This window comes from Spongiactinospora rosea (genome assembly GCF_003315795.1).
Classification (GTDB): Bacteria; Actinomycetota; Actinomycetes; order Streptosporangiales; family Streptosporangiaceae; genus Spongiactinospora; species Spongiactinospora rosea.
The window spans coordinates 174110-186892 of the sequence record NZ_QMEY01000014.1; the positions used below are offsets into that span (position 1 = coordinate 174110).

At 68.3% G+C, this 12783-nt stretch carries 13 protein-coding genes and 1 tRNA gene; 8 read left to right on the top strand and 6 right to left on the bottom strand.

Features of this window, described 5'->3' with window-relative positions:
• Nucleotides 1-56 precede the first annotated feature (56 nt).
• The 3 genes from ltrA to DP939_RS28125 form a co-directional block, all read right to left on the bottom strand.
• Entirely contained in the window at nucleotides 57-1448 is a 1392-nt protein-coding gene (gene ltrA, locus DP939_RS28115; RefSeq protein WP_199565458.1) for a group II intron reverse transcriptase/maturase, read from the bottom strand.
• A gap of 656 nt (nucleotides 1449-2104) precedes the next feature.
• A complete protein-coding gene (locus DP939_RS28120) occupies nucleotides 2105-2470 on the bottom strand; it encodes a transposase (RefSeq protein ID WP_113983791.1) in 366 nt (121 codons plus the stop codon).
• A gap of 306 nt (nucleotides 2471-2776) precedes the next feature.
• A tRNA-Leu gene (locus DP939_RS28125) sits at nucleotides 2777-2859 on the bottom strand.
• A 260-nt stretch (nucleotides 2860-3119) separates the two neighbouring features.
• Between DP939_RS28125 and DP939_RS28130 the strand changes: the two genes are divergently transcribed.
• Nucleotides 3120-3416 carry a hypothetical protein gene (locus DP939_RS28130; protein ID WP_225878545.1) on the top strand — a complete coding sequence of 99 codons (297 nt, stop codon included), beginning with the start codon at nucleotides 3120-3122 and terminating at the stop codon, nucleotides 3414-3416.
• A 234-nt stretch (nucleotides 3417-3650) separates the two neighbouring features.
• Here DP939_RS28130 and DP939_RS28135 read toward each other — a convergent pair whose 3' ends face one another.
• The 3 genes from DP939_RS28135 to DP939_RS28145 form a co-directional block, all read right to left on the bottom strand.
• Nucleotides 3651-4844 carry an IS110 family RNA-guided transposase gene (locus tag DP939_RS28135; protein ID WP_113983840.1) on the bottom strand — a complete coding sequence of 398 codons (1194 nt, stop codon included), beginning with the start codon at nucleotides 4842-4844 and terminating at the stop codon, nucleotides 3651-3653.
• Between the two features lie 719 nt (nucleotides 4845-5563).
• Nucleotides 5564-5845, bottom strand: a complete 282-nt coding sequence (locus DP939_RS28140; RefSeq protein ID WP_113983793.1) for a hypothetical protein — start codon at nucleotides 5843-5845, stop codon at nucleotides 5564-5566.
• Nucleotides 5842-6294, bottom strand: a complete 453-nt coding sequence (locus DP939_RS28145; RefSeq protein WP_113983794.1) for an ATP-binding protein — start codon at nucleotides 6292-6294, stop codon at nucleotides 5842-5844. Before DP939_RS28145 ends, DP939_RS28140 begins: the two co-directional genes overlap by 4 nt.
• Before the next feature lie 193 nt (nucleotides 6295-6487).
• Between DP939_RS28145 and DP939_RS28150 the strand changes: the two genes are divergently transcribed.
• From DP939_RS28150 to DP939_RS28180, 7 genes are all read left to right on the top strand, one after another.
• Complete coding sequence (locus tag DP939_RS28150) at nucleotides 6488-6796, top strand: putative quinol monooxygenase (protein ID WP_113983795.1); 309 nt, start codon at nucleotides 6488-6490, stop codon at nucleotides 6794-6796.
• Entirely contained in the window at nucleotides 6793-8019 is a 1227-nt protein-coding gene (locus tag DP939_RS28155) for a helix-turn-helix domain-containing protein (protein WP_113983796.1), read from the top strand. Before DP939_RS28150 ends, DP939_RS28155 begins: the two co-directional genes overlap by 4 nt.
• 346 nt (nucleotides 8020-8365) lie before the next feature.
• Nucleotides 8366-8695 (top strand): SCO3933 family regulatory protein, encoded by a 330-nt coding sequence (locus tag DP939_RS28160; protein ID WP_113983797.1) that lies wholly within the window; start codon nucleotides 8366-8368, stop codon nucleotides 8693-8695.
• Nucleotides 8688-10010, top strand: coding sequence for an FtsK/SpoIIIE domain-containing protein (locus DP939_RS28165; RefSeq protein ID WP_113983798.1), 1323 nt, complete (start codon nucleotides 8688-8690; stop codon nucleotides 10008-10010). The genes DP939_RS28160 and DP939_RS28165 overlap by 8 nt, the downstream gene beginning before the upstream one ends.
• Nucleotides 10011-10189: 179 nt before the next feature.
• Nucleotides 10190-10696 (top strand): hypothetical protein, encoded by a 507-nt coding sequence (locus DP939_RS28170; protein ID WP_318656320.1) that lies wholly within the window; start codon nucleotides 10190-10192, stop codon nucleotides 10694-10696.
• A 13-nt stretch (nucleotides 10697-10709) separates the two neighbouring features.
• Complete coding sequence (locus DP939_RS28175; RefSeq protein WP_113983799.1) at nucleotides 10710-11045, top strand: hypothetical protein; 336 nt, start codon at nucleotides 10710-10712, stop codon at nucleotides 11043-11045.
• A gap of 257 nt (nucleotides 11046-11302) precedes the next feature.
• Nucleotides 11303-12649: a replication initiator gene (locus DP939_RS28180; RefSeq protein ID WP_113983841.1), complete on the top strand. Its 1347-nt coding sequence runs from the start codon at nucleotides 11303-11305 to the stop codon at nucleotides 12647-12649.
• The last annotated feature ends 134 nt before the right edge of the window (nucleotides 12650-12783 follow it).

The window sequence follows — 12783 nt, forward strand, 5'->3', positions numbered from 1 at the left end:
CTTCCGAACCCGGCGTACCCGTCTCCGAGTACCGGGCTCTCCACGGATGCTGCCGTCTAATGGGCTGGTTGAACCCATGGGCTGGGGATACGCGCGCCGCGATAGCGATACCGGGTGACCGGGATCTTCTCGATGCCGCGCCAGGTGACCCCGTTCGCCGAGAACGGCAGCCATCGCCCAGTGGGCGTGGTGTGCCGTCGGCGAAACTCCTTCCAGCTCCAGCGATGCCGCTGGCGCAGTAACCTGGCCAGCCTCCACCAGGTGAAGGCGTCCAGGTTGGCGAACACGCGCTTGGCGATCGCATGCTGGAAGTAGAACGCCCATCCGCCCATGACCCGGTTCAGCTGGGCCAGCAGGGCGTCCAGATTCAACGGTGAGGTCTTGCGGGTCAGCGCACGAATCTTCGCCTTCAGCCGCCGGATCGGGTCCTTGGCGATGAAGGTGTAAACGTGCCAGGTATTCGTGCCTCGCTTGCGGCGCCACTGGATGTGAAACCCCAGGAAATCGAACCCCTCGCTCATGTGCACGATCCGGGTCTTGGCCGATGACAGCCGTAACCCCATCGGGGCCAGCACCTGAGCGATCTTTTCGCGCACCTGGTGGACATGCTCTTCGGAGCCGTTGACCAGGACGACGAAGTCGTCCGCGTAGCGGACGATGCGCCAGGTCGCGGCCCCTTTGGCCCGCAGAGTGGTCCTCCGTTTCGGGGAGGAGAACACCCCGCCCGGCCGCCACGGCCCGTGCAGATGCTCATCGAGCACCGACAGCGCGATGTTGGCCAGCAATGGAGAGATGATCCCGCCCTGCGGTGTCCCGGCAGGCGTGTCCTGGCGTTCACCGAGTTCGGTCATGATCCCGGCCTTGAGAAACGCCTTGATCAGAGCCAGGACCTTCTTGTCCTTGATCCGGTCACGGACACGGTCCATCAGCGCGGCGTGATCGATATCGTCGAAACACGCCGCAATGTCCGCATCCAGCACCCAGCGATACCCGTGGGTGCCCATGTGCTGGATCTCGGCAATCGCATCCTGAGCTCGTCGCCGAGGCCGAAATCCATAAGAGACCGGCAGGAAGCCGGCCTCGAAAATGGGCTCCAGCACCAGTTTGAGCGCCGCCTGGACGACCCGGTCGGCGATCACGGGAATGCCCAGCCGCCGCACCTTCCCGGCCCTGCCCGGCTTGGGAATCAGCCTCTCCCGCACCGGCAACGGCCGGAACGCACCCGTCTTGAGCTGAGTGCGCAGGTCATCCAGGAAGCCCGAAAGGCCGATCCGCTCCTGGACATCGGCGGCGGTCACACCGTCCACGCCCGCGGTCCGGCCACCCCGGTTGCCCGCCACCCGGTCGAACGCCACCTGCAGCGTCGCCGGGTCATGCACGAAATTGAACAGGTCCTCGAACCGGCGGCCAGGATCGGCCGCCGCCCAACGGTGAAGCTTGGCCTGCATCTCCGATACCCGCCGACCAGGCCCCAACGGGACCTGATCTGGCCAGGCGCTCCCATTCGGGGGCGCATCTTTCGGCATTACAGCCTCCAGGTCTTCTCGCTTCCGCTGCCGCCCTTCCCCAAGTGGCCGGCTCTCCCGGCCTCGAAGTACTATGGCGGCTCCGCCCCACCCGGCCCATTCGGCGGTCGATGCGCCTATCCCACGCGCCGAGCTGGCGGCTCATCTCGCGGGAGCTGGAACCGGGTGGTTCCCGTGTTCGCTGTGATCCGCTCGGCGAAGGAGGAGCCCGCCTGCATCCCTGCGGCATCGCCATGAGTACGCCGTGGGCCTTCCTCATGGCCTCCCCGGACGGCAGAGACAAACCATCCCAGGAGTTCCCCGGACCACCACACCGGTGGCGGGTGCGCGCCGCTCCCGGCCCCTATCCACCAGGTTCGAGCCGGTCTCGCATTGAGGGACGTAATGACGACGGTTCCTCGCGTACTCCTTTCCGCCTTGCTCACCGGACCCGCACCATCTGGCAGTACTGGCACGTCCCGGCTTCGTCAGGGCCGCTTGCCACCTTCCCCGGCATCACCCGGACCAGGCTGCCCTCAGCTTCCCCGCCCTGCCACGACAGGACGGACGACAAAGGTCTTCCACCTTCGTACGGACCATCAACGCCTCACGGCGCACGTCTCCCCGGCGAAATACTTGGCCGCCTTGCGCAGGATGTCGCGTTCGGTGGTGAGCTTCTTCTCGCTGGCCTCGAGCTCGCGCACTCGGGCTTCCAACTGGGCGATCCGCTCGGCGGCCTCATCGGCCGCGCCGGCGGGCTGTTGACTCCGGGCGGTGGTCGAGCCGGTCGGCGGTCTACCCGGTGCCTCACCGCGCTGAGCACGCGCTCGTACCACCCACTCGCGCAGGCTGCCCCTACTCACTGCCAGGTCGGCGGCGATGCCCTTGTAGGTCGCCCCGGGTGTGGACTCGTACAAGGCCACGGCATCGGCCCTGAACTCGTCGCTGTAGTCCTTCAACGCCATCGGCGGTCTTCTCGCTTCCTCTGGATCAAGCAAGATCCAGTATCAGCGTGTCCACCACTTGGGGGGAGTTCCCCTTCGCCGCTCCCTGTCGCAGCTGTTCAGAGGCCGTCAGTACGCACTTGATAAACCTTGGGCGGAGTTCCTGCGGGAGGAGGCCTACCTGTTCGACACTCTGACATGCTGCGGCAGAGGTGCATGATGACAAGCTCCACTACCGACATGTGCCAGTGGAGGACTGTCTGGGGTACGGGGTGCCCTCGGGCCTTCGTAGTGGTCGATCTAGCGGTGACCGGAGAACTCCATGGGTGGGCGAGGAGGGATTTGAACCCTCACGTCCTTTCGAACACGCGGACCTGAACCGTCCGCGTCTGCCGTTCCGCCACCCGCCCTTGTGGGTGCGGAAAAACAGTAGCACGGAAGGCGTCATGGGGTGATCCAGATTCCCTTGCATTCATCCCTTCGCATCGGCCCAAGGTGCTCGGTGGCAAGGGCCGACGGAGTCGGTCCGCGGCAGTTTCCTGAGTCAACCTGAGCACGTGGCCCGACGTCAGGAACCCCACTCTTCCGTAACGGTAAGTATCGATATGTCTACCTCTAGTGAATTCTGGGGGAGTCGTTCCTGATAGCGGAAGGAGAGCGTTTCGTGTCCATGATCCAGACCGGGGTCGTCGAGCTGGGCTCCGACGATCCGGTCGAGACGGCCAGCGGTAACACGTCCACCTTCACCCGCGTCACCTTTCCCACCCCGTTCCCGGCCGGGTCCCAGGTGATCGTCTTGCCGTTCGCGCAGACGTTCAACGGCTCCGACCCGCCCGGCATCCGCATCGCCGACGTCAACGAGCAGGGCTTCCTGATCCGCCTGAACGAGGTCCTGGTCACCGGCTCGGTCAAGAGCAACGGCGTCCACGCCGTGGAGACCATCGGCTGGCTCGCCTCCACCGTGTGACCACACCCCGCCGAGCAGATCACCCCCGCGTCTCCGGCCCGGCATACGCCCGCTGTCCATCGGCTGCGCTCGCACGATCGTGAGTGCTCGCCGGTGAAGCCTTGCCGGTCGGACTCTCGCGGGGGTCCGCCCTGTTCCGGTGCGCGGCGAGAACCCTGGTGCTCCGGTGGCAAGGTGACCCGGACCGCAGCGAGCGCCAGCGAGTGAGGACCGGAAGCGCCGCGGCAGCCCTCTTTAAGCGGCATTCGCGCGGTGCCGGGCGTGATGAACGGCGGGATCATACGGTGTGCCGTCGCGGAAGCAGGCGAACATAATCCGTAGCCAGCCGCGGCCGAGGATGCGGACGGCTTGGGGGTGTCGCTTGCCGCGGTCTCGGGCGCGCCGGTAGAGGCCGGCGGCCCAGGGATCGTCGTGGCGGCTGTTGTCGGCGAAGGTGTGCAGTGCCTTGCGGGCGGCGCGGTTGGCGGCGTGCCGGAATCCGACCGCGTGGACCTTGCCGCTGGCCCGGGTGACCGGGGCCATACCGGCCTCGGCGGTGAGCTGCTCGGCGGTCAGGCCGCGTTCCAGCATCGGGCCGACCTCGCCGATGATCTGGGCGAGATTGACGATGCCGACCCGGGGCAGTGCCCGGAACAGCTCAGCGTACGGGTGATCGTGCAAGACCTGCTTGATCGCCGCTTCCAGCGTCTTGATGGCCTGCACGATGGCGCGGACCTGGCCGGCCTGGGTCCCGACCAGCGTGGCGATGATCTCGGCGCTGATCCGGCTGGCGGCGGCCGGTGCCGACCGCAGCCGCTGGATAAGGTCGGCGCCGCTCTTGCCGCCGCTGTAGCCGTGACGGCGCAGGAAGGCGTCCAGCCGGGCGGGGGTGAGCGTGGCGGCGGCCTGGGGAGTGGGGTAGCGCTCCAGGAACGCCAGGGAGATGTCCGCCTCGATGGTGGCGAACAGCCGGGTCGCTCCCGGCCAGTGCGCTTCCAGCAACGCGCGGAGCTGGTTGGTCAGGCTGGTGCGGGTGGCGACCAGGTCGCTGCGCTGCCGCGACAGCGCCTGAAGCTCCAGCGTCTTGGGATGGGTGGGGGTGAGGGTCCGCAGGTAATGGCCGTCGGTACGGACCAGGTCGGCGAGCATGAAGCTGTCGGCGCTGTCGGTTTTAGCGCGGGAGGCTCCCCACCGGGGACGCATCGCGGTGAACATACCCGGGTGGATGGGCACGATCGGGTGCCCGGCCGCCAGCAGCCGATCGACGACCAGGCCCTTGCTGGTCTCGATCGCCACCCGCAGTTCGGCGGGGTCGCCGTAGTCGGCCAGGCGGCGCAGCGTGGAGGTGATCCCGGCCTCGGTGTGCGGGAGTGTCCAACGGGCCGCTTTCGCGCCGCGGGCGTCGAGTACCGTCACCGAGTGCGTCCGGCCGCCCCAGTCCCAGCCCACCGTGTGCAACGTGCGTGTCCTTCCGATCGGCGTTCTGCACCTCTGATCACGGGGAGGACGTCTGCCGGAAGCTCATTACTGCGGCCCTCGCGGGGCGATTCCCTGATGCCGATCCGACGCCCTCGTCCCGGTGGTGCCGGCGAACTGTCGCTAGCCGTCCAGCGGCTGACCGATCGCGGGCCGTACACCACCGGGCCGAGAGGTGACGGTCCCTGACGGAACCGCACGACCCATGATCCCCTAATGAGCCGATCGCCCCAGCTCGTACGGTGAGCACCGAAGTCCGCGATCGTCACGGCCCTGGCCACCCCTAACGAACCGGTCTTGAGTGCCAGGGACGTGCGGGTGGCGGCAAGGAAGTCATTGAGCACATAGGTCTGGTACTGCAGTTTCTTTGAACTTCGCTTACGACGCAGTGAAGACGGTCGGATACGGCGATGTTGCAAAGCAGTCCGGGCAGAATGCGTCGCCGCGATGAGGCTACAGCCTTCTTTCAATCGCTCCCGTCGTGGCGACGGCTGGACTGCATGGGCGACGCTGGCCGCGACCGGCCGAAGAGCCGCAGCGCGGCCAGCGATCGCCCGACGCGTGCCGGGCCGCCGCGGGCGGACCGGCCTTGAAGACGTAGAGAAAGTCCTCATCCAACTCAACGCACTGCGGTGCCATTGATCTTGGTGTCGCGAGCCTGGTGTAGCAGGGGGCTCCGCTCGAGGTGATGTCTATCGGGCGTGTCCGGCGAGGAGTGCGTGCCAGGTGTCCCAGCCTTCGCGGGTGGGGAGGCGGTGGGTCTCGCTGACGTCGGTACTGATGGGGAGCGTGCGGGTTCGGGTGATGTAGAGCAGGCCGCCGCTGGCGCGTAGTTCGTAGACGGTTTCCTGGCAGTCGCAGGTCCAGGCGAGGGTGCGGTGGCGGGTGTCGGTGCGTGGTGGGGTCCAGGTCAGCGGGGTGTATCCGGGCTGGGGGTGTCGGGGGTGGGGTGCCAGGCACCAGTAGCTGATCACTGAGCGGGCTGGTGCGGGGTGGTGAGGTGGAGCAGGGCCCAGACGGTACGGCTGGATTGGGTGGCGTGGGTGCCCCAGCCGTTGGCGAGTTGGGAGATGAGGTGGAGGCCGCGGCCGATGAGGTCGAGGTCGTCGGCGGTGGTGAGGCGGGGGGTGGTGGGGCCGCCTTCGTCGAGGACGGTGAGCAGGAGCAGGCGGGTGGTGCGATGCAGGGTGACTTGGAAGCGTCCGCCGGCCTGGCCGCTGTTGGTGTGGCGGATTGCGTTGGTGGCGAGCTCGGAGAAGGGGAGTTCGGCGGTGTCGGCTTCGGGGTGGTCGGCGAGGCAGGTGGTGACGAATCGGCGGGCTTCGGCGATGTGGCGTTTGGTGCCGGGGAAGGTTCGGGTCCAGCGTTGGGGGCGCTGGGCCTGGCGGCCGGAGCAGGCGGGGGGAGTGTCGGTGTACGTCACGGGGAGACCTCGCGTTCATGCAGCTCAGATCATCTATAGCGCTATCAGCATTTAAAGTACTGGTGCTATACTTCAAGTACAAGCGACTTGGAGTACTTGCGCCGCACAATAAGTACTGGTCAGATCGTCGAGGACCGATCCAACGACCAGGCGGCGATCCGACCGCTCCGCCACACCCGAGGGAGGGTGCCCCATGTTCGGACTCGTCGTCCGATTCACGTGCAAGGACGAGGCCAGCGCTGATGCGTTCGATCGGCTGGTGGCCGACACCATCGAGGCCATCCGCCGCGATGAGCCCGGCACGATCGTCTACGCCGCCCACCGCGTGGACGGCAAGCCGCTCCAGCGGATCTTCTACGAGCTATACGCCGACCGCGCCGCCTTCGACGCCCACGAGGCCACCGGCCACACCAAGCACTTCCTCGCCGCACGCGAAGAGCTGCTGGCCTCGATCGAGGTCGACCGGCTGGAACTGACCAGCGGGAAGGGCACCACGCCATGACCAGCGACGCGAGCAGCCAAGCGAATACTGAGTATCAGCGGGCGCTGGGGCGGCGTATCGCCCAGGAACGCAAACGGCGCGGCCTGTCCCAAGTCGAGCTGGCGCAACTGGTGGACCGCTCGGTGGCGTGGATCTCCCAGGTCGAGCGCGGCGTCCGCAAGGTCGATCGCATGTCGGTGCTGGAGAAGGTCGCCGAAGTGCTGGACCTGCCGCTGGCCGAACTGGCCGCCGAAGCCCCGGTGGTCGCCGCCACCACAGAGGAGGCGCCCGGGACGGCCGGACTGCGGCTGTTGCTGTCGGGCGCGCATTCGTTGCAGGCGATGCTGCATTCGGCTCCCGCGCCGCACGCCTCCCAGCTTGCGCCGAAGGTGGACCGCGCGTGGGAGCTGACCCATGCCAGCCGGTACGTGGAGCTGACCAATCTGCTCCGTGGCCTGATCCCCACGCTGGAGAGCGGGGTACGGTCGGCTTCGGCCAAGCAGCAGGCCGATTTGTACCGGCTGCTGGCCACGGCCTATCAGGCGTGTTCGGCGTCGCTGGCCAAGCTCGGCGAGCCGGAGGCCGCGTGGATCGCAGGCGATCGGGCGATCAACGCAGCCGAGCGGGCCGGGGATCCGTTCATGATGGCGGCCGGGGCGTTCCGGCTGGGCTTCGTCTTCCTAGGGGCGCGGCACTTCGAGCAGGCCGAGGAGATCGCCCGCACCGCCGCCGATGCCCTGTGGTTCATGGCGGGCGAGGGCAAGCCGGAGGCGATGTCATTGTGGGGCGGCTTGACGCTGCAGCGCGCGGTGGCCGCCTCCCGGCTGAACCAGGGCGATGCCGCATACCGGCATCTGGCCGGTGCACGGGATATGGCCGCGCGGCTGGGTGAGGGCCGTAACGACTACAACACCGAGTTCGGGCCCGCGAACGTGGTGCTGCACGAGGTGGCCGTGGCGGTGGAGCTCGGCGACGCAGGGCATGCCCTGCGGGTCGGGACCACTGTGGACGTCTCCGGCCTGTCGGTGGAACGGCGGGCGCGGCTGCGCATCGATCTGGCGCGGGCGCATGCTCAGCGGCGTCAGGTGGAGGCGGCCACCGCCGCGTTGCTGGAGGCGGAGGAGATCGCGCCGGAGCAGGTCCGTAATCACCGGCTGGTACGGCAGGTCACCTCGGACCTGCTGACGATGCAGGATCCGGTGCCCGCCGACCTGCGGGCGCTGGCCGACCGCGTGGGAGCGTAGAGACTCGTAGAAAAAGTACGTGTGCTGATACTCAAAGTACTAGCGCAATCACTCTGAGCGATGTAGCGTTTGTGTTGTCGCTGGAACTCTCCGTAACCGGAGGGTCGCAGCCCAGCACAAACGCTTTTCGCGTTCCAGGGCCGAACCGGGCAGCACCGCACCAACGGCCCTGCGGACGACGAAACCAAGGCCACACATGAAAGTGGCCTGAGCGGGAGACCCGCCCAGGCCCGGATGCGGAAAGCACCCTAGTTGGCACTTCGATGCTACCGCCTCCGGATTTGACGGCGCGGCACCGCTCGTCCCATAACGCCTGCTCAGCAGGCCGACGAGAGGTCTATTCGCCATGCGCACCGTCCCGATCCCGGTCGACACCGCCAAGCTCACCATCACCTGCGTCAAAGCTCCGCGCCCACGCCTCCTCAACCGCGACACCGGCGAGATCAAGACCGACAAGAACGGCAACACCGTCTACGAGGTCACCGTCTCCGTCGAAGACGAGTCCGGCCGGATCGAACTCCTCAAGATCGGCATCACCGGCGAACCGCCCATCACCGCCGGAGACCCGGTCAACGCCGTCGGCCTCCTCGGCTACGTCTGGGAGATCGCCGGCCGCTGGGGCATCAGCTACCGCGCCACCGCCCTCCTCCCGGCCAAGGCGAACACCGGTGCCTGACCCGCTCGTGCTGCTCGCAGTCCTGGCCGCCACGGCGGCCGGGCTGTGCGCCTGGCGCCACTGGCACCACCGCTCCTACTGGCTCATCGTCGGCTACCCGCTCACCGCGCTCAGCGTTATCGGGACCTGGCGGAAGATCGCCCACGGCTGCGGCCTGACCAAGAAGCGGCAGCGGTTCTGGTTCACCACCGTCCCCGGCCTGGTCGCATCGACCGGCGTCGTCCGGGTCAAACGCAAGTTCCAGCGCATCAGCGTGGACACCAAGCCGTTCATGTGGCCGCCGTGCCCGACCCGGTACGGCTGGCGCGTCACCCTGCACACCCTGGAAGGGCAGATCCCCGCCGACTACGCCGAAGCCGCCGAACGGCTCGCCCACTCCTGGGGCGTGCACGCCGTACGCGTCACCTCACCACGCCCCGGACGGGTGGTGCTGGCCGCCACCATCCGCGACCCACTGATCAAAATCGACCCCTCGCCCACGCCGGGCGACCTGCTCAAGGTCACCGTCGGACGGCTGGAGACCGGTGGCCCGTGGACGATCGACTTCCGCACCGTCCCGCATTGGCTGAACGCCGGGGCCACCCAATCGGGGAAGTCCAACCTCGCCAACGCCCTGCTCATCGGGCTCGCGCCGCAGCCGGTGGCGCTGGTCGGGTTCGACCTCAAGGGCGGGGTGGAGTTCACCCCCTACGCGCCCCGGCTGTCGGCACTGGCCACCACCCGAGCCGAATGCGGCGACCTGCTGAATGACCTTGTCGCGTTGATGAACGACCGGATGGGCGTGTGCCGCATGGCCTCCGCCCGCAACATCTGGCAGCTCCCGCCCGCGATGCGCCCGACCCCGATCGTGGTCCTCGTCGATGAACTGGCCGAGCTGTACCTAATGGCCGACAAGAGCGAGAAGGACGAGATCGCCCACACCTCCACTGCGCTGCTGCGGGTGGCGCAGCTCGGGCGGGCGTTCGGAATCTACCTGTTCTGCTGCGGCGAGCGCGTCGGCTCCGACCTTGGACCCGGGGTCACCGCGCTTCGGGCCCAGTGTTCGGGGCGGATCTGCCACCGGGTCAACGACCCCGAGACCGCCACCATGACCCTCGGCGACCTCGACCCCGCCGCGCTCGCCTCGGCCCGCGCCATCCCGGCCGAGACACCCGGCGTGGCCATCGTCGCCTCGGCCGACGGCCAGTGGTACCGCGCCCGCTCCTTCTACGTCACCGAGCAGGCCGCCGAACACGCCGCCCGCACCTACGCCGACCTCGCCCCGGCCTGGACCGACATTATGACGGCCCAGCCGCAGGACACCCACGCCTCCTGACCGCCCCGACGACGTACACCGCGACAAGGGGATCGCCATGCCTCGCTTCATCCATCGGCTCTTGGACACCGGCCCGATGGTGGTCCTGGCCGCCATCGCGGGCGCGGCTCCTTCACCCACATCCGCGACACCGCCCACGACAACGGCCAGACCGGGGCGATGTCCTACGCCATCGCGGTGTGCATCGACCTGACCTGTGTATGGCCGCCCGCGAACGGCAACGCGACGCCAAGACCGGAAGGACGAAACGCGGCCTGATCTCCTGGCCCGTCCTCGTCCTGTCCGGCGGGATTGTCCTGTCGCTGGCCGCCAACCTGCAACAAGCCGAACCGACCCTCTGGGGCCGGATCACCGCCGCCACCCCGGCCGGTGCCTTCCTCGTCGCCGTCTCGATGCTGGAACGCCGCGCCACCGCCAGCCGTACCGAAACGCCCAGGGACGTCCCGCAGACGTCCCCGGCCACAGCCGAGACCTCCGGCCCCTCCTCCGCCACACCAGCGGAGGGCCCGAACGGTGGTCCCGCACCCGACCCGGCACTGATCGACTACGCCCGCCGCATCGCCGACGACCACCAGGCCAAGAACGGCAAGCCCATCACCAGCGACGTGCTCCGCGCCCGCCTGGGCGTCTCCGACCACCTCGCCGCCGACCTGCTCCGCGCTCTGCGCCGCGCACCCAACCCCTGAAGGGACCACATCAATGAACGACCACCGCACCGCACTCATCTCCGGATTGCGTGACATGGCCGACTTCCTGCACGACAACCCGGACATCCCCGTCCCGAGAAGCGACGTCAGCGTCCTGCATTTCCCGGCCAGGTCGGAGGACGCCGAGATGTGCGCACAGGTCGACCACATTGCCGCCCTGCTCGACTCGGCGATCGACCAGGAAGATGCCGCCTACGGCCACTACTCCACCGGCATCCGCTTCGGACCCGTTGAATACCGGGCCGTCGCCGTACTCGCCGAACGCCGCGCCCGCCACGAGGCGCTGATCTCCTACGAGGGCTGCGTCATCCCTGAGGAGACCTCATGACCCGCTGGGCGCGGCGCTACTGCTGCTGTACTTGCGGCGGGACCGGGCTCGTCAACGGCGACGCCGACCACGCCGACACCTGCGCCGACTGTCACGGGAGCGGCATCGACAACCACGGCGCATAACCACGCAACGCCCCCCGCCTGGCCACACATCCGCCAAGATCCGCGCCAGGCCGGGGGCCATCCCACCAGAACACCGGACAGGACGGACCCATCTTGCCCCACAACACCCGCACCCACGCCCGCAGCCAGGCCATGAGCGGGCTCATCGCCCGGCTCAACCAATCCGACTACCACCGCTGGGCCGCCCAGATCCGCGCCACCGGCGGCTGCCACCAGCCCATCTGCCTACGCGGCCGGGTCGAGCACTACGACCAGGCCACCGGACGGCTCCTGCACCGCTACACCACCCGCGACGAACCCGACGGCATCCTCCGCGTGGCGTGCAAGACCCGCCGCGCCTCCCGTTGCCCGGCCTGCGCCGAGATCTACCGCGCCGACACCTACCAGCTCATCCGCGCGGGCCTGGCCGGCGGCAAAGGCGTCCCCGAATCGGTCACCGCACACCCCGCGCTGTTCATCACCCTGACCGCCCCATCCTTCGGAGCCGTCCACACCCGCTACGAGACAGGCGGTAAGGTCCGGCCCTGCCATCCTCGGCGCGACGCCGTTACCTGCTCGCACGGGCGCATCCTGGCCTGCATGGCACGCCACGCCTCCGAGGACCCCCGGCTCGGCGAACCGCTGTGCCCGGACTGTTACGACTACACCGGCACCGTCCTGTTCAACGCGCTCGCCCCGGAACTGTGGCGACGCTTCACCGAAGCCTTGCGCCGCCGCTTCGCGAAACTCTCCGGCCTGCCCCTCACAGCACTCCGTGCCCAGGTCACGATCTCCTTCGCCAAGGTCGCCGAGTACCAGCGGCGCGGCATCGTCCACTTCCACGCCGTGATCTGCCTCGACGGGCCGGGCGGCCCTGCCGCGCCACCACCGCCGTGGGCCACCGCTGACGCTCTGGCGGACGCCGTACGGCACGCGGCAGGCGCGGTCACCATCCCACTCCCCGCCCACGGCCGGACACTCCGCTGGGGCGACCAACTCGACATCCGCCCCATCCGCACGAGCGGCGAACTCACCGAACAAGCCGTCGCCGCCTACATCGCCAAATACGCGACCAAGGCGGCCGAGTGCGTCGGCACCCTGGACCGCCGCGTCCACACCCTCGACGAACTCGACCACCACCCCCTGCGCGACCACGCCCGGCGCCTCATCACCGAATGCCTGCGCCTGGGCGCCCTGGACGACCTCGCCGACCACCGCCTCACCCAATGGGCGCACATGCTCGGCTTCTGCGGCCACTTCTCCACCAAATCCCGCCGCTACTCCACAACCCTCGGAGCACTCCGCGCAGTCCGCGAAGAACACCGACGACAACGCGACGACGTCACCACCGGCCGTCTTCCGCTCTTCGCCGAAGACACGGTTCTCGTCGTATCCCGCTGGCAGTACGTCGGCAAGGGCCTGACCGCCGGAGACGCCCTCCTTGCTGCTGCCCTCACTGGCAAACCCCTCTCGCGGATGAGCGGGGGTGATGCTCGATGACGCGTCGCGATGAACTGCTGACCGTTGTCCAGGTCCTCGAAGAACTGGGCGGCGTCTCCCGCCGGACCTTCTACCGCTGGCGCGAACTCGGACGGGCTCCCGCGTGCACCAGCTCCCCAACGCCGAGCTGCGCG

Coding starts and splice junctions, on each gene's coding strand:
- ltrA (WP_199565458.1), bottom strand. CDS start 1,448: ATGCAGGCCAAGCTTCACCGTTGGGCGGCGGCCGATCCTGGCCGCCGG.
- DP939_RS28120 (WP_113983791.1), bottom strand. CDS start 2,470: ATGGCGTTGAAGGACTACAGCGACGAGTTCAGGGCCGATGCCGTGGCC.
- DP939_RS28130 (WP_225878545.1), top strand. CDS start 3,120: ATGATCCAGACCGGGGTCGTCGAGCTGGGCTCCGACGATCCGGTCGAG.
- DP939_RS28150 (WP_113983795.1), top strand. CDS start 6,488: ATGTTCGGACTCGTCGTCCGATTCACGTGCAAGGACGAGGCCAGCGCT.
- DP939_RS28155 (WP_113983796.1), top strand. CDS start 6,793: ATGACCAGCGACGCGAGCAGCCAAGCGAATACTGAGTATCAGCGGGCG.
- DP939_RS28160 (WP_113983797.1), top strand. CDS start 8,366: ATGCGCACCGTCCCGATCCCGGTCGACACCGCCAAGCTCACCATCACC.
- DP939_RS28175 (WP_113983799.1), top strand. CDS start 10,710: ATGAACGACCACCGCACCGCACTCATCTCCGGATTGCGTGACATGGCC.
- DP939_RS28180 (WP_113983841.1), top strand. CDS start 11,303: ATGAGCGGGCTCATCGCCCGGCTCAACCAATCCGACTACCACCGCTGG.